We start from the raw sequence: 19,721 nt of genomic DNA, 5'->3' as shown, positions 1-19,721 counted from the left end.
TCGCTCAACACCCGCCAATCGATGCATGCGCCGATTGCGCGCGGGCCAGCCATTCCCGGTTGTGCTCGCGCGCGTAGCGCGGCCAATGCTCCCCGTCTCGCAAGATGTCCTCGTACAACGCCGCGGCGCGCGCTCGATCCGCCGGCGCGTCTTGCTCGGCAAGCCAATCGGCGAACAGACATCGCGGCGCCGCATCGCTTGCGCAGGCCAATGCCGCCTCGAAGGCCTCACGCGTGCCGGACGCCCCCAGCGCCGCGAGCGCACGCGCATGGAGCAACGCCGGCTGCGCCTGATTGCGCATCGGCGGATCGACCTTGAATAGGCGCGTCAACGTATCCTCGGCAGCGCCGTAACGCCCGAGCGCAAACTGCGCGCGGGCCATCCCGAGCAATAGCGCGGAATCGTCGGCGAAGGGCCCGCTCGCGGCAGCCTCGTAGTGCTCGATCGCCTCTTGCGCGTTGCCCGCCTCCAGCAACGCGCCGGCCAGCCGCATCCGGCTGGCCACAGTAGGCGCACGATCGAATTGCGCTCGGCCCTCGCGCACCGCGCGATTGACGAAGGCTCGGCAAATAGACCGCAAAAAAATAGACGAGGCTACCCAGCATCGGGAAAGCGAACAGCATGAACAGCCAATAGATGTTCTGCTGATGACGCACGGCATGGACCGCGAAGTAGATGGCGACGATGACGTGAAGACCGATTCCAAAGAAATAAGGCATCTGCGTGGGTTCAACTCTCGATTCGGAAGCGACCGCGTCGCCAGACTTCGCCAGTGTCGCTCCCGCCCCTTAAACCACACTTAAGGGATGGCCGATCATCCCCAAGCGGGAGAGCGCGCGCGGCCGGCGGGCAAGAAGTACCAGACTGCCGCTGCCGCTTGCAGCACGACCAACGTCGTCCAGACCGTGACGTGCCCCACCGCCGAGTAGTGTCCGCCGTGCATCGGCCAGCGAGCCAGCACCGCCCCGATCACGACCTGTAACGCGAAAATCGCCAGAAAGATCACGAGCGTAAAGGTCGTATTCACCCGTCCGAGCATGCGGGCCGGAAAGTGCTCGGCCAAGACCGCATACGTGAGAATCCCCGTTCCGCCGAGCGCGCCGTACGCGGCCCAAAGCACGCTCTGAGGAAGCGGCACCTGCGCGGCGATCAGCGCTTGCACGAGGACGAAGAGCACCATCGTGGCGCCCGAGGACAAGTACACGCTGACGCCCCGCCGTTCGAGCGCGCGCGCCAGCGCACCGAAGCCCACGTTGCCGGCGATGAACGCGGCGCCCAGCACGGAAACGAGCGTGGCCGCCCGCGCGGGCCCCTCGCTCGCTCCGGCCAAAGCCACGTCGCGCATGAACGCCCCCACCCAAAGTGACTGCATCGCATAGAAAACGCTTTGCGTCAGGCCCGAAAACGCCGCGAGCTTCCAGAACGCGCGGCTCGTCAGGACATGCCAGGTCCCCTTGAACTGATCGAGCACGCGCGCGTTCGAGCCCGCTTCGTGCTTCGAAGGCGCGCCCAACCAAATCGCGGCCGCGGCGGCCGCCGTCAGTACAGCGAGCCCGGCCGCCACGGAGCGCCAACCGGTCACCGACAACAGCCATGCCAGCGGCGCGCCCACGGCGACGCCGCCAAGCCCGCCCGCCGCCATGACGATACCGTTCACGAACGTGAGACGGCCGACGTCGAAATGCTGCGCCGTCGCTTTGAATGCGCCGCCGAGACAGGCCGATACGCCCACGCCGATCAAAAAGCGCCCGGCCATCATGGCGCCAAGGCCGTGCGCCGAACTGAAGCACAGCGCACCGGCCGCCGCAACGAGCATCACGCACGCGGTCACGCGCCGCGCACCGAACCGGTCGAGCATGACGCCGACGGGAATCTGCGCGCCCGCGAAGCCGAGGAAATACAAACTCGTCAGCGTGCCCAAATCGGCGGGCGAGGCGCCCAGGTCACGAATGATGAACGGCGCAAACCCGAGATTGACGCCTCGAAACAGGTACGAGACGAAATAGCCCAGGGAAAACACGGCGAGCAGCCGCAATTGAGTGGAGGTCATGGTCAGCGTCAAAGAACGGGAGTCGTCGTCGGGCTCCATTATTCGTGAGCGCGCGTGCGGGCGCCAACGAGAGATTTTGCACTCCACTGTGAGTAGAATTTGACGGGATGAGCTCCTCCCTGCCTCCCCTCCAAGCCCTGCGTGCCCTTGAAGCAGCCGCCCGCTGCCGCAGCTTCACTCGCGCCGCCGAGGAATTACATTTGACGCATAGCGCCGTCAGTCATCATTTGCGCGCCCTGGAGCAATCGCTCGGCGTCGAGCTCTTTCGCCGCGCGGGTGCGCGAATGATTCCCACGGCCGCGGGCGCCCGCTTGGCCGAGCGCGTACGCGTGAACCTCGACGATTTGCGCGATGCGCTCGATGCGGCCCGCCGCGGGGCGCACGGCGCAAACGGTGCGACGCGGCTCGCACTCAGCGCGATGTCGGATTTTCTGTCGGTATGGCTGATTCCGCGGCTCGGCGACTTTTACGACCGGCATCCGCTCATCGATCTGTCGCTGCGTATGCACGCCGACATCGCGCCGCCCGATCCCTATTCCGTCGATATCGGCATTTGGCACCGCCGCGTCGACGAGCCCGGTTTCGAGATCCGCAAGCTGCTCGACGATCAGGTGATCGCCGTCTGTAGCCCAACACTGCTCGCGCGCTACCCGAACTTCACGATAGAAGACCTGCCGGCGATGCCGCTGCTGCATTTCTCCCGCCGCTCTTGGCGTGACTTTTTCGAAGCAGCCGGGTTGCAGGCGACCGAGCCCGAACGCGGGCCCGTATTCGACGACGCGGGTATGCTGCTGCAAGCAACGCTGAGCGGACAAGGCGCGGCAACGGCGCGGCTACAGCTTGCGCAAGCCTACTTGGCGCGCGGCGAACTCGTGCAACTCGGGCATGTCCGCATTCCGGCTTCGCTCGACTACTTTTTCACGTGGCGCGCGGGCCATCCGCGCGAAGCGGAAATCGAACAGTTCTACCGGTGGGTCAAAGGCCAGCTCGGTCATTGAAGAACGGCTCGCCCCGCGGTTTATCGGCGGGCTGCTCACCGCTTCCTTCGAAATACGCTCCCATCATCGTCTCATTCAATTTTTTTAAAACATAATCTTGGATTTAAACGAACGATCGGCAAAACGAACCGACCATTTTGTTTAGCATTTCGTGTTGCACCGCTTCCGCGTTTTTCGGCCATCCATACCGCGTGACCGCTCGCCGACTGACGCGCCACGGCACGCCGAACATGCCGTTCTGTGCATCCTCGAATACCGCATCGCGCTTAGCTTCTTGCATGTACCGGATGCATTCCACCGCCGTACCGCGCCTTGCAAAATTCGATTTGGCCTCGTACGTTGTAGATCGCCGGGTCGGGACCGCGACAATGCTTATTACATTCGTAGTCGATTCGGCAATCTTTAGGATCGTCTCTCAGAAGTATTAGAACGATCGAGCATTAGAGGGTTCGGCAGTTGTTTCAAGCAGCACTGCACAACTGCGCGGCATTTCGAGAATCACGGGAATAAAGCTTGATACGCGCCGTCGTTCGCGACGCTGCGCGCGCGTTCGCTCGGCGCGTCTCGCGAGCCGTCCGGCTCGATGACCACCCCACTTTCCAGTAAGGTCACACATGAAATCGAACCGTAGCAAAACCGGCCGCCGGCGCGGCCTGCCGGGCCGCCTCGCCGGCCTGGGCGCTTTGACGTTCGGAACGCTGCTGGCGGCCGCTTGCGGCGGCGGCAACGACTCGGGTTCGTCCGCGCCTGTCGCCAACGCCGAACAGCACAGCGCGAAGGCAGCCGATGCGAATCAGCCCTTTACGGATCAGGTCGCTTACTCGATGAACGCCGGCGACAGCCTCGACCCGTCGCAGGTGAACGAAGGTGCGGCCGTCATGCACTACCAATGGAGTTCAGGGTCCACGACGGTCAACTACACGACCACCACGGGGCATTTGACCGCATCCGATGCGAACGGCAACCCCGAGGCGTCGATGTCGTACGTCGCTTATACGGCGCCGAGCACGAACGGCAAGCCACGCCCCGTCACCTTCTTCTATAACGGCGGGCCCGGCTCTTCGTCGGTCTGGCTGCGGCTCGGCTCGTTCGCCCCCACGCGCGTGGCCACGCCCGACCCGCTGCTGACGAATTGGCCCAACTTCCCGCTCGTGAACAATGCGCAAAGTCTGATCGCGACGACGGACATGGTCTTCATCGACCCGCCCGGGACGGGGCTATCGGAAGCCGTGTCGCCCAATACGAACCAATCGTTCTGGGGTTGCGATCAAGACGTGGGCGTCATGCGCGACTTCATTCGCCGCTATATCGCGGCGAACAATCTGAACGGCTCGCCGTTGTACCTGTACGGCGAATCGTACGGCACGCCGCGCACCGACATGCTCGCGCTTTCGCTCGAAACGGCTGGCGTGCCACTGACCGGCATCGTGCTGCAATCGGCGATCCTGAACTACTTCGCCGATGCGACCGAAGCGGTGGCCGTGACTCAATCGACGAGCGGCCTCGCGCTGGCGACCGATACGCTCGTGGGTTACTTCCCGGGCTACGCCGAAGTCGCGGCGTACTTCAACCAAGTCTCGCCCGCGCCCTCGAGCCAGGCGCAATACGCGCAACAGATGCAAAACTTCGTCACGTCGAAGTACAACAGCTTCGGCGCCTACTCTCAATCCTGGACGCTGAGCCAGATCGGCGACCCATACGGCCTCGGCTCGCCGAGGCTGCCGAGCCGATCGACGCTACAGTCGTGGGAATCGGGCTCGAGCCTCACGTATCAAGCGCTGAAGGGGTACTTCAGCACGACGCCGTTCCAGACGACGCTGTTGCCCGGCACGACGATCGGCCGGTATGACGGCCGGGTGTCGCTGCCGAACTCCGATTCGCGCCTGCAAAGCGATGGCGATCCCTCCGACATCCTGATCTCCCAGCCGTTTACGACGACACTGCAAACGCAGTTGCCCAACTACCTCGGATACAGCGCCCCCAATGCCACCTATATGCCGCTGAACGACAGCATCATCGGCTCATGGGACTTTACGCATGCGGGGCAAGCGTTGCCCGACACCATCCCCGACCTATTGGGCGCGCTGCAGTTGAACCCGAGTTTGAGGGTGCTTGCGATCAACGGCTATCACGATCTGGCCACGCCGTTCTTCAATACGGAGAAGCAGCTCGCGCGGCTGCAAACGGTACAGAACCTGAATGCGAATCTGCAAGTCACGTTCTATCAAGGCGGTCACATGGTCTATCTCGACGACACGGCGCGCGGACAATTGCAGTCCGATCTCGTGCATTACTACGGGGGCACGCCGATCCCCTCGGCGCTGACGCTGAGCACGTTGCCGCCGACATGGGCCGACGAGAGCCCGGCCGGCACACCGACCCTCATGGCTCAGTCGTCCAAGCGCTAACGCATGATCGCGGGCACTTTCCGTCACTCACCTTTTGCGAGTCAATCATGTCTCTGATCGAAATCGTACGGCACTCATGCGCGCTGATCGTACTCGGTGCGCTCGCCGCGAGCGCCCACGCGGCGGGATTCCAAGCCGTCGCGCCCGTTAAGCTGCAACAGCGCACGGGCGGCGTCGATGGTCCCTACTTCCCCAAAACGCGCGTAGCGGCCGTCGCACCGACGACCGGCAACGCGCTGCAACAGCAGGCGCAGCAGCGCATCGAAGCGCATCTCGGCGCTAACGGCGTGCTCGCGAACGGTGCCTCGGTCACGAAGACGCAAGCGGCCGGAAGCGGCCTCGGCTATATCGCGCTGCATTTCAAGGAAATCGACTCGGCGCATTCCGGCCGCGTTTCGATGGACGACGTTCGGCGCTATTTGCGGGCCAAGCAAACGCGGCAATGACGCCGTGATGCGGTAAGGGTTCGGACGCCGGCACGAAGCATTGCGTCGTGCCGGCGCGGCGCGCGAGCCCGTTACAAAGTATTTCCAAATATTTCGTCTGTATATTACAATTCGCCTTCGAAGGAAAAACGAAAGAAAACAACGTAGCCACGCACGGAGCCTTACATGAGTTCGGTTTCTTTACCGTCGGGTAACTCGAGTACGCAACCGTCGCCGATCCAACAGGCGGCGCAATCCATCCTAAGCGGCGCGACGGGCTCGACGCTCGACGTGAATACGCTCGTCGCCGCGCTCGTGACCGGCAACACCGCCGGCCGGGCCGCCGCGATCGCACGTCAGCAGCAAACCGATAACGCGATCCTCTCCTCCCTCGGCGCGGTCAAATCGGCCTTGTCCGCGTTGAAGACGTCGCTCGAAGGCTTGGCCGACGGCAGCATTTTTTCGCAGTTCGCGGCCACCACCACGGGCAAGGGCATCGTAGCAACCACGTCGACCGGTGCGGCGGCGGGCTCCTATTCCGTCTACGTCGAACAGTTGGCGAGCGCAAACCAGATCTCGTCGAAGCCGGTCGCGCACGATGCCACGCTCGGCACGGGCACGCTGACGATCGGCGTCGGCGATGCCTCGACGACGATCGATATCGACTCGAACAACAACACGCTCTCGGGCATTGCCGCGGCCATAAACGCGTCGGCGCACAATCCCGGCGTCACGGCGGCAGTGGTCAAGGGCAGCGACGGCGAACACCTCGTGCTCACCTCGAAACAAACGGGCGCCGCCAATACCGTCACGGTATCGGGTACGAACGGCCTGGATGCGGGGCTCGCCACGGCGAATTTCAAGCAAGTCACCACGGCGCAAGACGCGAAGCTCACCGTGAGCGGCAATCCCGTCCCGAGCGCGAGCAATGTCGTCAAAGACGCATTGGGCAATGTCACGCTCGCACTGAGTTCGGCCGCCGTCGGCACCACTCAGACGATCACGGTCGAATCCGACCCGTCGGCGATCACCAAGGCCGTGCAGGGTTTCGCCACCGCTTACAACGCCTGGGTCAGCACGCAAAAGCAGCTCTCGGCTTACGACGCGGCCAGCAACCAAGCCGCCCCCCTGCTCGGCGATTCGATGCTGAACGCCGCGGTGAACGGCTTGAGCCGCATCTTGGCGAGCGGTGTGACAGTCGATGGCAAGACCTACAGCCTAGGCCAGATCGGCCTCGATCTGAAGCACGACGGCACGCTCGACTTTTCGGCATCGAAGCTGCAATCGACGTTGACGTCGAACCCGGGCATCGTATCGTCCGTCTTTAACGCCAAAAACGGGATCGGCCAGCAACTCGACAAAATGCTGGGCGATTACACGCTGACCACCGTCGGGCAGGTCGATAAGCGCACGGCTTCGATCAATGAGGAGTTGAAGTCCCTGACGAAGCAACAAGGCGAGTTGGCCACCTATCAGCAAACGCTGACGGCGCAATACAACGCGCAGTTCACGGCGTTGAACCGGCTGCTCACGTCGCTGAACAACAGCAAGACCTATCTGAACGCGCTGTTCGGCGGCAACGGCGCCGCCGGCACGCTCAACAAGCGCGACTGAACGCCACGGCCCGCTCCGTGGGCCGCCTTCACTCCTGGACGAGAATCGTCACGCGGCGGTTGGCCGCACGAGCGGCCGTATCCTCGCCGAGCACGAGCGGCACGTTGTCCGCGCGGCCCATTGCGGCGAGCCTGTGCGGCTCGATGCCGTTTTCGACGAAGAAGCGCACGACGGCGCCCGCACGCGCGGCCGACAGCTCCCAATTCGACGCGTATTGCGCCGTTGAGATGGGGACGCTATCGCTATGGCCTTCGACTAGGATGTTTTTTGCCGAATGAGCGGCCAGCACTTCGGCGACGCGCTCCAGCACGTCGATCGAACCGGGCAGCAACCGCGCATCGCCCGAATTGAACAGAATCTTCGCGTTGATCGCTATTTCCACGCCCTGCGGCGATTGCGCGACCGTAATGGCATGCTGCTCGCTGAGCGGCTCCAATTGCGCGATCAGCGCCGCTTGCGCGGCCTTGCGGCGCGCATCGGTCATGGCCTGCGTGGCGCTCGCGGCCTGCGTCCGCGTGCTGGCCACCTGTGCTTCCAACGCCTTCGTCTGCAAATCGCGGTCTTTCGCCAATTCGAGAACGTACAGCGCCAGGAAAAACACCATCAGCGTGGTGATCAAGTCCGCGTAGGAAATGAGCCAACGCTCCGAGTGCTCCTCGGCTGCATCGTGCGCGTCGTATCCCGTCTCACCGGCACCGGCGCGCTTGCCGTCCGTCAACGTGCTCATCGGCATTCGCTCCAATCAGTATCCGACATCGTCCGCGAGCGAGCCCATCAAGCCAGCGACTCGGCCGCGCGTTCGCGCACTTCGGCGGCAAGCCGCGTCTCGATCGTCTGCGGCGATTCCTTGCGGGAGATGGCAAGCAAGCCATCCATGTAGAGCCGGCGAAAGCGCAATTCGCTATCGACTTGCGCCTTGATCTTGCCGTACAGCGGCAAGAAGACTAGGTTCGCCAGCGCAAGGCCGTAGAGCGTTGCCGTGAAGGCCGTCGCAATGCCGCTGCCCAATTGCGCCGGCTCCAGCACGTGCCCCGTCACATGAATCAACCCGAGCACGGCGCCAAGAATGCCGAACGTCGGCGCGTAGCCACCGGCCTGCTGCCAAATGCGCGCCGCCGCCATCCGGTTGCGCTCGTAGGCCGCGATCTCGCGATGCAGAGCGTCCTCGAGCACGGCCGTCGATACGCCGTTGGCGAGCAATTCCAAGCCGCGTTTCGCGAATGCGCTGATGCCGGTGGCATCGATCGATTCGAATGCGAGCATCCCGTTCAGCTTGGCCTGGTCGCCCCATTCGAGCAGCGTCGACAAACTATCGCGATCGACTTGCCTGGCCTTCATGAAAGCCAGGTGCAGTTGCTTGATGCCGTCGAAAAAACGCGCCCAAGTATTCTGAATCATGACGGCGCTCAACGTGCCGCCCAGCACGATCACGAACGCCTCACCTTGCAGCAGAGTCGAGAAATGCCCGCCTTCGAGCCAAAATCCCACGCCGATGGCGGCTGCGCCGAATAGCGCGCCGATGACGGTCAGCAGATCCATAAACGGTCTCCAAACGAAATTCTTTTGCGAGCTGGTCTTCGCGGCTCGCGTTTATGCTTCGCGCGTCATGCGGGCCGGCTCTCGGCCCCCCGCCGCTTTCAGATCGCGAATCGTTTGGATGAAGCGCTGCTCGATGTCTTCCACTTCGGCTTGATCGAGCTTCAGATCGCGCCGCATGACCCACGACACTTCGTTCTTTCGCGCTTCGGTCATGACCGAGAACAGCTTATCGACGATGGCCTGATCGCCCGTCGAGGCGGCAAGCTTGGCCAAATCGTAGGTATCGGTCCCGCTGACCGCGTCGAATAGCGTGCGGTGATCGACGAATTCGATGTCCTCGAGCGATTTGACCTCGCCGCCGCGCGCGCGTTTGGTGAAGTAGCTCACGCCTTTTTCCTCGACGTAGTGCAGCACCTTCGTCTTGCGAAAGGCGAACACGTCCTCGGCGATCTCGTCGTGCGACAGTTTGTTCAGCAGCGTCTTGCGCTCGACGCCGATCAGCGCTTCGAGATCGGCAAGTTCGATCAGTTCGAGTTCGCTGTTGATCGCGATGTCGAGATCCTGATCGGCCACCTGTTGAGCACGCTCAGTAATACGCGCCGGATCGAACGTCACCACTTGACGGTTCGATGCCGCATCGCCGCCAAAGCGCGAATTGCCGCTCAAGTGCTCCGCGCGACCCGTGCCCAGCGAAACGAGGTTCAGCTTTTCCATGCGGCCGAGCATCGTCATGACGTGCGGCCGCGAGTGACCCGCGATCGCGCGGCATTTCTTGACGACCTCGGGCAGCGGCACCGCTACTTCGTCGGAGCCGCCGCGACGCATGCGGCCGTCCATCGAGTCTGCATTGTCCACGTTCGCCATCAAGGCAAGCACATGCGCGTACGAGACCACGCCCGGCAAGAAGTCCGCGTGCGTATACGTGGCGAGCAAGTCGTCTTTTTTGCGGCTGCGGCGGATCGTCGTGCGCACGATGTGGCGCAAGAGCGGCGACGCGCGCTCGAGCTCCTCCTCCACCATGCTCGCGTGTACGACCGTCAACTGGCAAAACGACAGCGCCTTCGCCGTGTGCGCACGCGGCTCTGCTTGAAGCAGCACCGCCTCGCCGAAAAACTCGCCCTTGCCGATCGTCGCGAGCACGACCTTCTTGTCGTCGCAGCGCGTCGACAGTTCGACCTTGCCCTCGGTAATGACGTAAAGGACGGCCTCCCCGGCAAAACCTTCGGAATAGATGACTTCACCGGGCGCGGCCGTACGCGTCCACGACGATCGTTGCTGATTCAAGGTAGTTCCCCGTAGCGATTCTTGTTTGCTCTCGGCCGTGTTACCCAACGGGCGAGACAGCGAGCCGCAACCTTCGGCCCATGCCCACGTTTACGACCCTCGCGTCACTATTCTTTAGATTCCGACACCGCTTCGCGCGCTCTTTTTGGATCAGGTAAACGCGCATCGACGCGAGCGCCGCGCAGGTGCAATGATCTGACAGATGCGCGCTCGACCGCCGCAGCGGCCGAGCGCATTCGTTGATGCAGGTCAAAGATTCAGTGGTGCGCGTGCGCCCGCGCCGCGCGCGTACGCGCCGCTTTCTTCGCGGCAGCCGAGCGCGCGCCAGCGCCCTTCGTGTGCGCAGCCTTTTTCGCGGCGGCCGAGCGGCTCGCCGCGGGGCGCTTGGCCGCGGCCGACTTGGCCTGCTTCGATACCGCCTCGTGCGAGGCGCCGCGTCCGCTCTCGCGCTTGAGCACAGCCGTCGTGGTGCGCGAGCGCTTCGCCTTCGTCTCTTTGCTCGGTGACGGGTCGGCCTTGCCCTGCCCCGCGGCTGCATCCTTCTGCGCTTTCTTGCGGGTGGCGTCGCTGGTCGCTCCCTTCTTCGGCGGTTTCAGATCGACGCCGGCACGCCGTGCCTTCGACAGGCCGATTGCGACGGCCTGTTTCGCGGACCGTACGCCGTGCTTGCCCGCGCGCACGTGATCGATTTCCTCTTTGACGAATTCCCCCGCCTGCGTCGACGGGGACTTCCCGGCTCGCTTATCGGCTTGTGCGCGCGCGAGCGTTTTGCGTTCGGGCATGGGGAACCTCCTATGGACAAGTTTCCAGAAGCAAGCTTGCCGCTTGCATGACCTGATTTGTGCAATGGCCATGCCAGCGCGGCTCATCCGGCAAGGCGGCGGTCCCGATAAAAAGCCGCCCGGGCGCTTATCGCGCGCGGGCGGCCTGGCGGCCAACGATGCGTCCCTTTACTGCTGACGCTGAAGCTGACGCTGCTGCAAGTACTGTTTGACGTCGCTCATGGTGACGCGCCCGCTATGGCTCGTATCGATTTCGTTGAAGTGGTTCGCGATGAAGCCGAGCCCGTTCGCTTGCGCCTGCGACTTCGTGATTGCCGCGCCGTTGCTGAGCACGGTGTTCGCGCCCAGGCGCGCATCGAGTCGCGCTTGCGCCTGCCGCTGGAGATCGCTGCCGGTCGAGGGCATGACGGCCGTTGCACGCTTGCTTGGGAAATATGGACCGTCCACGCCGCCGCCGCGGTGGGGCAATTGGACGGGCGCGACCGACTGCAGTGTCGCGGCGTGCGCCGCGCCGGCCAGGACGCCAAGCGCGATCCAAGGGGTAAGGCGTTTTAGCATATCGATAGGTGACATGATCCGCTCACAAGTAAAAGGTAGCCGAAGTCACTAGCGTTCGCCAGTTACTGAGCCGTGCTTTGCGCCGCGGCCAGCGTCGGCGTGCCTGCCGGGGCTTCGTCTTGCCACGGCGGCGGCAGCATCCACAACCCTAGCGCCGTGGGCGCGGGCCGGCCGGCGTAGAAATCAAGCAGATCGGACTTCATTTTCGGACGCCCGTGATCGTCGAGATAGATCATGTGTCCGCCCGGGTAGAACGTCACCTGCAAGTTCGGATTCAAGCCTTGCACGGTCTGCAAACGCGCGAGTTGCTTCTCGGTATTGAAGAACGGCGTGGCCAAATCGTGATACCCGTTCAGCGCCATCACCTTCAACTGCGGGTTGAGCTCGATCGCCGCCAACAAGTCGGGAATCGTATCGGGCAGCGGCTGGCCGTCATGCGAGAAGTCCCAGACGTTGATGATGTTGTCGTTCAGCGGCAAGTAGGTTGCATTCGGCGCCGTATAGCCGAGGTAGGTCGGCATCTGCACCGCGAGCGCCGTCGTGAACGGCTGCGAGATGAGGATGTCCGACGGGTCGCCGTCCGTTTGCAGCCTCGGATCGGAGTTCGGCAGCGAGACACGACCGTCGTAGCGGCCGATCGTCGTTCCCGGCAATAGCGCGATGTTGAAATAGTCCGTACTGAAATAGCCGCTCAACGCCTGCATCGACAAACCGGATGCCCACGTCCACGAGGCCAGCGTCGGCGCGCTCGGCAAGATGGGCGGGCCAAGGAAGTCGGGCACGCCCAACTGGCTCAGCACCCACGACTGCGCGTACTTCTTGAACGCGTGATAGTGCGTGGAGGCGAACAACTCCGACTGGAATGCGAACAGCGCGGGGTCGGGCTGCACGCTCGGTATCGCCAACTGATTGAAGTAAGCGGCGACCGCCGCGTAGCCCGGGTAATAGCCGCTCAATGTATCGGTATCGAGCTTCAGCGCGTTCATATCGATCGTGTTGCCGCTCAAAATCGCCACGGCTTCGATCGCATCGGCGAAGTAGTTCAAGATCGACGACTGCAGCATGATGCCCGTCAACGGAACGCCGGCCGATTCGAGTGAAAGCGCCAGCATATCCGTGCGCGGCGTGCCGTACGATTCGCCGTACAAGTACAGCGGCGCGTTCGTGCGATGGTTGACCGCGATGTAGCGACGGATGAAGTCGCGCATGACGCCGACGTCGGGATCGCTACCCCAGAACTTCTGATTCGTGTTGGGCGCGATCGCCTCCGACAGACCCGTACCCGGCGGATCGATGAAGACCATGTCGGTCGTGTCGATCAAGCTTTGCTCGTTATTGACGAGCGGGAAGTTCGGCCAATTGGTCATCAACGGGTCGGGCGTAGCCACGCGCGTGGGCGCGAACGAGCCGAGCCGCAGCCAGATCGAGGACGATCCGGGACCGCCGTTGTAGAAGAACGTGACGGGTCTCGGCTTGCCGTCCTTGCTCGGCGCCGTATAGGCGACGTAGGACATCGTCGCCTCGGCATTGCCGCCGAGATCGGAGGCCGTCAGGTGACCCGTCGTGGTGGTGTAGTAGACCGTCTTTTTGCCCGACGTCCACGTGTGATGCATGACCGCTGCTTTCTCCGAGACGAGCGACGGATCGAGACTGTCGGTCGCGTTGCCCGAATAGGCGACCGGATCCGTGTAAGGCTGATCGGTCGAGCAGTTTTGCATTTGCGCGTCTTGCGCGTTCGCGACGGGAGACGCTTGCGCCGCCGCCTGCTGCGCATTGGCGCTCGTCACCGCTGACGAGCCGCCGTCGCCGCCGCCGCAGCCGGCCAGCGCCAGCACCGCCGCGGCGATCGAACCGAGCCACAGACCGCCGCGCGTTTGACGCGGCAGCGCCCGGATACCACTCCTATCTCGCTTCTTCATTGTTGTCCTTGGTAGTTGAGTTGCCGTTTCTCGATGACCGCGCCATGGCAAGCCCACCTATTTACGGCGCGCAATGCACGGCGACGGTCGACATTCAGCCCTCTTCTCGATCACGACCAAGAGCCTGACTATCGAACCGCAGAAATAATTACCGCGTTAAACGAACTAACTATGGAGCTTTTTTACTACCGGATTGCGGAAGGGTAATTCGAATGAAAATGTGCCGAAGGCATCGGCGGTAAGAAGCTATTCGCGAATAATAGGCTTGTCAAGGCGCAGCGCACGAAGGGGCCCTTTGATGCCTATACCGCGCGCCTGCACGCTACGTATCGTGGCGGGAACTTTTTTTGTCTTCTCCCCTGTCCGCCAATAGATTGCATGGAGCGACAATTCGTAAGCCAATTGTCAATTAAAACATAAAGGTCGTTCTATTTTATCTTCGGGCGAATGCATCGTTAATTCTGGGCAATCCATAAAATCGCGCCAACGATAAGCGAGGGAAATCGCGGACAAGACGAGGCACGTGCGTTGCGCGTTGCACCTATCGTCAGTACCCCTACTAGAGAGGCCACCATCATGCCCCAACACCCGAACGAGAGTGCCGCATCGCCGAGCCGCGAACGCAACCCTTCGAACCCGCCGCATTCGCCCGGCAGCGGCACGCCGCTGCATACGATCCCGGATGAGCAGGCCGAACGCGTCGTGCCGCGCGACCCGAGGGAAACGCAAGCCCATGAGCCCGGCGCGTCAAGCAAGCCGGGGGGCTCGCCCTACCCGCCTGAAATGGACACGCCCGACCAATCGGGTAAACGCCCCACACCGATTTGATTCGTGGCACGCCGCATCGCCCCTTCTCGGCGTCGCAATAGGTTGGCCTCAGCCTAGCGCGGCGACGCCCTCTTGAACGGAGCGCGCGTCGGTGGGACGCACGACACGCGCAAGCTCGACACCGTCTCGCAAGAAAATCAGCGTGGGCCAAAGCTTGACTTTGAACGAGCGACCGAGAGGCCGCCCCGGGCCGTCCTCGATTTTCATATGCACGAGCGGCGCGGCGCCCGCGAGTCCTTGCGCGATATGCGGCTGCGCACCTTGGCAGTACCCGCACCAATCCGTCCCGAATTCGAGCACCGTGGCGCCCTTTAGCGTATCGACCTCGGCGCGGGTCGGCGCCGTCTTGGCATAACCGTTCTGTTGCGTCATGAGTTCCGCCTCCAACGAAGCAATTCGGACGGGACATGGCGGCCCCGCCATCTTTCGAGCAGGCATTGTGCCGCACAGTGGCGGCATGGCGCTTGCGGCTCGCTCCCCAGTTCACACAGTCGACGTTGGACCTTTCTTTACTGGAGCTGTAGATGAAACTGAAAGATAAACGCGCGCTCATCACGGGCGCCGATTCAGGAATCGGGCAAGCGATCGCCGAAATCTTCGCGCAACACGGCGCCGACGTCGCCATCGTCTACCACACCGACCGCGACGGCGCGGAGCAAACGCGCCGGCGAGTGGAGGCGGCGGGCCGGCGCGCGCTCGTCATACAAGGCGACGTGGGCGATCCGGCCAGTGTCCGGCGCTGTTTCGACGATGCCGTGCGTGAATTGGGCGGCCTCGATATCCTCGTCAACAATGCGGGCGTCGGCGCAAGTTCGGCTCCAGTGGCCGAAATCGAAGACGCGGAGCTCGAGCGCGTGCTGCGCACCGATTTGATGGGCCCGCTTTATTGCTGCCGCGCGTTCGTCAAACTGCGCAAGCAGCACGGCGGCGGCGGACGCATCGTCAACATTTCCTCGGTCGCCCAGCATTTGCCGACGCCGGGCAGCGCGCCCTACGGCATGGCCAAAGCGGGCGTCGGCTCGCTCACGCGCAGTCTCTCGCGCGAAGTGGCCGAAGACAAAATCAACGTCAACAATATCGCCCCGGGATTGATTCAGACGCCGATGACGCAGAGCCGGCTCGACGATCCCGGCAAGCGCGACCAGTCGTTCTCGGTCATTCCGTGGCATCGCGCCGGGCAGCCCGAGGAAATCGCGCGCGTCGCGCTGTTTCTTGCATCCGACGACGGCGATTACGTGACGGGACAAACATGGACGATCGACGGCGGTCTCAGTATGCAATGGGGCGGCGCATGACTCGTCGCCGGGGCACGCGCGATGCTCGATCGAGAGCGGACGCGTCGCGCTTTTTGCGCGGCGCGATCGAACGCGGTTGACCGGAGATCCCTATGAAGAGCTTATTGAACAGCGTCGCCACGCTGGCCGCCGGCGCGGCCGTCATGTATTACCTCGATCCGCAAATGGGCCGCCGGCGCCGCGCGACACTGCGCGACAAACTCCATTCGGGCCAGCGCCAGGCGGCCAGCTTCGCCGGCACCCAGGCGAAGCGCACGGCCGATCAGGCGCGCGGCCTCTATGCGAAGGCGCACGCTCAATCGTCACGGATATTCGACGGGGGTGGCGAGCCGGTCGACGACACCGTCCTCGCCGAACGCGTGCGCGCCCAACTGGGTCGGCTGACGAGCCGCCCCGGCGCCATCGACGTAACCGCGAGCGGCGGCTGCATCGGACTTTCCGGGCACGTGCTGGCGGCCGAGCACACGCCGCTCGTCCAAACCATCAGCGCGATCTCCGGCGTGAGCGAAGTCGACGACCGGCTCGTAGTCCACGATCAGCCCGGCAACGTGCCCGAGCTTCAAGGCGGTGCGCCGCACCCCGCTTAAACGCGCAACGCTGACTCATTTCACTGCCTATCGCCCGCAAGGAGTCTTTCATGCGTTTATTCGCCAGCGATCCGACCACGCCGATCCCGGATCAACCCAGCGTTCCCGATGCGCCCAGCCCGGGCGCACCGGACGACGTACCCGATATCGGCACGCCCGAGCCGGAACCCGACCAGCAGCCGGGCCCAATCGGCGACTGAATCGGCGACTGATAGGCCGCTTGGCCCGCGCTTACGGTCCGTGATGCGTAAAGAACGTGTCGCGCTCCAGCACGACGAGCGCGGCACGCTTATGCGGGAAATCGAACTCCTTGAGCGTATAGCCGCCGAGCCGATGCATGTAAGCAATGTGACGGTCGTTGTCGATGCGCGGCTCGCCGACGATCCGCTGCGTGCGGGGATCGTCGAGAAATAGGTAGTGCAACACGCTGTTGAACCACGCATACAACTTCCCAGGCCCGTGCGCGTCGCGTTCGCCGACGAGCAGATGCAGCCCGCGGTCGAAGTCGTGTGCGTCGTAGAACGGCGCGATGCGATCCTCCTTGGCCCAATACGCCTCGAAATAGGCGAACGGCCGATCGTCGAAAGCGCCGATCAGCGGATGCACGTGCGCATCGGCGCATTGCGCTGCGAGATAAGCCGCATGCTCCTCGCGCGTCCCGCGCAAATCCCAGAACCGAGCGACGCGATCGGCGTTCATCCAACGGTGAAACCGCTCCGTATCCTCGTCGACATCGACGGAACGAAGCGTAAACGTCGAGCCGAGCGCGGGCAGGTATCGCCGATAGACGACGCCCGTGGGTTTCGGCGGACGCGCGGGATGACGCCGCCCTCCCTCCACCACATAACGAAGCGCGGCCCCGCCCGAGGACGGAGCCGTCAGCCACGGTGACGGATGCTGCCAGAACGTCGCGCGCGACACGCACAAGCGTAGCGTATGGCCATCGCGCGTAACCCGGTCGGCCACGCCGTCGCGTACGGCCCGCGTCGCAAACGCGGCGAGCCGTGAATCGACGGTTGCGCTCGTATCGGCATCCGCGGCCGAGTACGTCAACGCAACCGTGGCCGTCTTCCGCTCGCGCTCGGCGCCGAACCACTCGGCCAAGCTCGGCAGCAATGCGGCCGGGTCGCCGGACGCCGGGTACGGTAGGCGGATGAGGTCCGCGCGCTCGTGCGCGGCGTCGGGCATCGCTGCCGGCTCGTTCATCGGATATCCTCCGTTCGTCACCAGTCGTAGCGTGCCGTCGCGACGACGGTACGGCCGTTGCCGTAAAAGCAAGCGGCGTCGCTTTGGCACCCGGTCACGTATCTCCGGTCGAAAAGATTCGTCGCATTGACCGCGAAGCGCCAATTGCGCACGTCGTAATGGATCGCCGCATCGATCAGCGCATAAGCCGGCACTTGCAGCGAATTATCGAATCCGCCCGCCGCGGCGCTCGTGTAGCGCACGCCGGCTCCCAATCCCAAACCGGCGAGCGGCCCCGTATGCCAGGTCCAATCGCCCCACACCGACGCCGTCTCGCGCGGCAACGGAATCGCCACGGGCCACTTGTCGAGCGAGGCATCGTTGGCCTCGACGTTCTTGACATCCTGATAGGCATACGCGGCGGCCACGGTCAGATCGCGCGTGACGTTGCCCACGGCGCTCAGTTCGATACCGCGCGAGCGCACGCGGCCCGTCTGCACGCTGTTCACGTGCGAGGGGTCGTTCGGATCGGGCGTGAGGACGTTGGTTTGGTCGATCTGGTAGATGGCCGCGGTCAGCATCAAGTTTTTCGCCGTCGGCTTCCAGCGCAGCCCCGCTTCGATCTGTTTGCCGCGCGTCGGCGCGAACGGCGTGCCGCCCGCGGTGACGCCGATGACGGGATTGAACGAGGTCGCGTAGCTCACGTACGGCGACAAGCCGTAATCGCCGAGATAGACGAAGCCCACCCGGCCGGAAAATGCCGTGTTGCGCTGGCTCTGGACCGTGCCCGCTACAACGTTTTGCGTACGCGTGCGGCTGATGTCCTCGCGGCCGCCGATCGTCGCCACCACGCGCGGCGTCAGTTTGATCTGGTCTTGCGCGTATATGCCGATGCTATCGAGCGTCGTACGCACGTCGGTGGGCCCGAACGACGTCGGCCCCGAGAAGATCGCCGTCGTCACCGGCGTGTAGACCGGATGATAGAGGTTCAAGCTCGGCGCCAACGCCACCTGTTCGCTATCGGTCGACAACTGCCGGCTATACGAGAATCCGAACAGGACCGTGTGCGCGATCGAGCCCGTATGGAAATAGGCCTGCGCGTTGTTCTCCCAGTCGAAGCGCGTGTAGTTGGGCTGAAAGAGTCCCGCATAGCGCGTGAGCGTAGCCTGGGTCGGATCCGTCGGGTCGAGGCCGCCGCCGTAGGTACCCTCGTTGTTCAGCGACAAGTGGGCATAGCGTGCGGTTTGGCGCAGCGTCCAAACAGCGTCGAGCCGTTTCTCGAACGCATAGCCGATCGACCACTGACGCTTGTCGTAGCGCGCGAACGAGGGATCGCCCGTATAAAGGTCGCGCGAGATCTGGCCGTTCGGGTTGGTCAGAATCGTGCCGGCGGCCGGCAAGAAATTGTCGGAAACATCGGTGCTGTCGTGCAAGTAAGTCGCGGAAACCGTGAGCGACGTGTCTGCATCGGGCCGCCATTGCACCGACGGCGCAAGCATCAGGCGTTGATCGGCCTGGGGACCGGTCGTCATGTTGCCGTCGCGCCCCACGCCGACGAAGCGGTACGTCAGCGCGCCGTCTTTCGTCAGCTTGCCGCCGAGGTCCAGGCCGATCTCTTTGCGCGCGTCGTTGCCCACTTGCACCTCGATCTCGTGGATCGGCTCGGCGGTGGGTTGTTTGGTCCGGATATCGACGAGCGCGCCGGGATCGCCCTGGCCATATAGGACCGAGGTCGGCCCGCGCAGCACCGTCACACTTTCGATCTGGTAGGGATCGACGCGCCAAGCGGCGAGATTGAGCGTATTGGGGGCGGCCAAGCCGTCGATATAGGGATTCGGCGAGAACCCGCGCAGCGCCGTATACCAATCCGACCGCGTGCTCGCGCCGTATGACGAAAAACCGGGCACATAGCGCAGCGCCTCGTTGACCGACAGCGCGCCTTGCGACTCGATTTGCGCCGAGGTCACCACATTGACCGTTTGCGGGATTTCGTCGAGCGGCGTGTCCGTCTTGGTCCCTGTGCTCGTGCGGCGGGCGACGAAACCGCGCACGCTGTCTTGCGCGCTCGATCCTTGCACGCGCACCGTCGGCAATGCGCCCCCCGCCTGCACGCTCGTGCTCGTGCTCGCGGCATGCTCGTCTTGTCCCTGGGCCGACTGCGCGTGCGCATAGCCCTGTACCCCCGCCCATAATGCGGCACTCGCGGCCACCGCAATCGCTCGCCGTTCCTTGCCGTCGAACCACTCCAT

Annotated in this window: 18 protein-coding genes and 1 pseudogene; 8 read left to right on the top strand and 11 right to left on the bottom strand. The window is 63.6% G+C overall.

Going from position 1 to position 19,721, the window contains the following annotated elements; genetic code table 11:
- Nucleotides 1-4 precede the first annotated feature (4 nt).
- Nucleotides 5-719, bottom strand: a pseudogene (locus DXT59_RS28160) (tetratricopeptide repeat protein).
- A 95-nt stretch (nucleotides 720-814) separates the two neighbouring features.
- Complete coding sequence (locus DXT59_RS28155; protein WP_116141588.1) at nucleotides 815-2,050, bottom strand: MFS transporter; 1,236 nt, start codon at nucleotides 2,048-2,050, stop codon at nucleotides 815-817.
- 107 nt (nucleotides 2,051-2,157) lie between these two features.
- On the opposite strand from DXT59_RS28155, the gene DXT59_RS28150 reads away from it, so the two are divergent.
- From DXT59_RS28150 to fliD, 4 genes are all read left to right on the top strand, one after another.
- The gene (locus DXT59_RS28150) at nucleotides 2,158-3,048 is read left to right on the top strand and encodes a LysR substrate-binding domain-containing protein (RefSeq protein ID WP_116141500.1); all 891 of its coding nucleotides are present in this window, start codon (nucleotides 2,158-2,160) and stop codon (nucleotides 3,046-3,048) included.
- A 614-nt stretch (nucleotides 3,049-3,662) separates the two neighbouring features.
- Complete coding sequence (locus DXT59_RS28145; protein ID WP_116141498.1) at nucleotides 3,663-5,456, top strand: S10 family serine carboxypeptidase-like protein; 1,794 nt, start codon at nucleotides 3,663-3,665, stop codon at nucleotides 5,454-5,456.
- A 47-nt stretch (nucleotides 5,457-5,503) separates the two neighbouring features.
- Nucleotides 5,504-5,902 carry a 2-oxoglutarate dehydrogenase gene (locus DXT59_RS28140; RefSeq protein WP_116141496.1) on the top strand — a complete coding sequence of 133 codons (399 nt, stop codon included), beginning with the start codon at nucleotides 5,504-5,506 and terminating at the stop codon, nucleotides 5,900-5,902.
- A 165-nt stretch (nucleotides 5,903-6,067) separates the two neighbouring features.
- On the top strand, nucleotides 6,068-7,495 hold the full coding sequence (gene fliD, locus DXT59_RS28135; protein ID WP_116141494.1) for a flagellar filament capping protein FliD: 1,428 nt from the start codon (nucleotides 6,068-6,070) through the stop codon (nucleotides 7,493-7,495).
- Between the two features lie 28 nt (nucleotides 7,496-7,523).
- On the opposite strand, the gene DXT59_RS28130 is transcribed toward fliD, so the two are convergent.
- From DXT59_RS28130 to DXT59_RS28105, 6 genes are all read right to left on the bottom strand, one after another.
- Nucleotides 7,524-8,222, bottom strand: coding sequence for an OmpA family protein (locus tag DXT59_RS28130; RefSeq protein ID WP_116141586.1), 699 nt, complete (start codon nucleotides 8,220-8,222; stop codon nucleotides 7,524-7,526).
- A gap of 47 nt (nucleotides 8,223-8,269) precedes the next feature.
- Nucleotides 8,270-9,034 carry a flagellar motor protein gene (locus DXT59_RS28125; protein ID WP_116141492.1) on the bottom strand — a complete coding sequence of 255 codons (765 nt, stop codon included), beginning with the start codon at nucleotides 9,032-9,034 and terminating at the stop codon, nucleotides 8,270-8,272.
- Nucleotides 9,035-9,085: 51 nt separating this feature from the next.
- Nucleotides 9,086-10,318, bottom strand: coding sequence for a Crp/Fnr family transcriptional regulator (locus DXT59_RS28120; protein ID WP_116141490.1), 1,233 nt, complete (start codon nucleotides 10,316-10,318; stop codon nucleotides 9,086-9,088).
- 257 nt (nucleotides 10,319-10,575) lie between these two features.
- The gene (locus DXT59_RS28115) at nucleotides 10,576-11,100 is read right to left on the bottom strand and encodes a DUF6496 domain-containing protein (protein WP_116141488.1); all 525 of its coding nucleotides are present in this window, start codon (nucleotides 11,098-11,100) and stop codon (nucleotides 10,576-10,578) included.
- A 168-nt stretch (nucleotides 11,101-11,268) separates the two neighbouring features.
- On the bottom strand, nucleotides 11,269-11,673 hold the full coding sequence (locus DXT59_RS28110) for a 2-oxoglutarate dehydrogenase (RefSeq protein WP_116141486.1): 405 nt from the start codon (nucleotides 11,671-11,673) through the stop codon (nucleotides 11,269-11,271).
- Between the two features lie 47 nt (nucleotides 11,674-11,720).
- Nucleotides 11,721-13,577: a S10 family serine carboxypeptidase-like protein gene (locus tag DXT59_RS28105; protein ID WP_116141484.1), complete on the bottom strand. Its 1,857-nt coding sequence runs from the start codon at nucleotides 13,575-13,577 to the stop codon at nucleotides 11,721-11,723.
- A 576-nt stretch (nucleotides 13,578-14,153) separates the two neighbouring features.
- Here DXT59_RS28105 and DXT59_RS28100 point away from each other — a divergent pair.
- The gene (locus DXT59_RS28100; protein ID WP_116141482.1) at nucleotides 14,154-14,405 is read left to right on the top strand and encodes a hypothetical protein; all 252 of its coding nucleotides are present in this window, start codon (nucleotides 14,154-14,156) and stop codon (nucleotides 14,403-14,405) included.
- Between the two features lie 48 nt (nucleotides 14,406-14,453).
- Here the strand turns inward: DXT59_RS28100 and DXT59_RS28095 are convergent, their stop codons facing one another.
- Nucleotides 14,454-14,777, bottom strand: coding sequence for a thioredoxin family protein (locus tag DXT59_RS28095; RefSeq protein ID WP_116141480.1), 324 nt, complete (start codon nucleotides 14,775-14,777; stop codon nucleotides 14,454-14,456).
- Between the two features lie 152 nt (nucleotides 14,778-14,929).
- Here DXT59_RS28095 and DXT59_RS28090 point away from each other — a divergent pair, with 152 nt between their 5' ends.
- From DXT59_RS28090 to DXT59_RS30890, 3 genes are all read left to right on the top strand, one after another.
- Nucleotides 14,930-15,700 (top strand): SDR family NAD(P)-dependent oxidoreductase, encoded by a 771-nt coding sequence (locus tag DXT59_RS28090; RefSeq protein WP_116141478.1) that lies wholly within the window; start codon nucleotides 14,930-14,932, stop codon nucleotides 15,698-15,700.
- Between the two features lie 92 nt (nucleotides 15,701-15,792).
- Nucleotides 15,793-16,287 carry a BON domain-containing protein gene (locus DXT59_RS28085; RefSeq protein WP_116141476.1) on the top strand — a complete coding sequence of 165 codons (495 nt, stop codon included), beginning with the start codon at nucleotides 15,793-15,795 and terminating at the stop codon, nucleotides 16,285-16,287.
- Between the two features lie 50 nt (nucleotides 16,288-16,337).
- Nucleotides 16,338-16,487: a hypothetical protein gene (locus DXT59_RS30890; RefSeq protein ID WP_162878283.1), complete on the top strand. Its 150-nt coding sequence runs from the start codon at nucleotides 16,338-16,340 to the stop codon at nucleotides 16,485-16,487.
- A gap of 31 nt (nucleotides 16,488-16,518) precedes the next feature.
- Here DXT59_RS30890 and DXT59_RS28080 read toward each other — a convergent pair whose 3' ends face one another.
- Entirely contained in the window at nucleotides 16,519-17,493 is a 975-nt protein-coding gene (locus tag DXT59_RS28080; protein ID WP_116141474.1) for a GNAT family N-acetyltransferase, read from the bottom strand.
- Nucleotides 17,494-17,510: 17 nt separating this feature from the next.
- Complete coding sequence (locus tag DXT59_RS28075) at nucleotides 17,511-19,721, bottom strand: TonB-dependent siderophore receptor (protein WP_116141584.1); 2,211 nt, start codon at nucleotides 19,719-19,721, stop codon at nucleotides 17,511-17,513.

The organism is Trinickia diaoshuihuensis, assembly GCF_003390925.1.
Classification (GTDB): Bacteria; Pseudomonadota; Gammaproteobacteria; order Burkholderiales; family Burkholderiaceae; genus Trinickia; species Trinickia diaoshuihuensis.
Note: the sequence above shows the minus strand (reverse complement) of the source record. Positions and strands in the feature narration are given on the sequence as shown.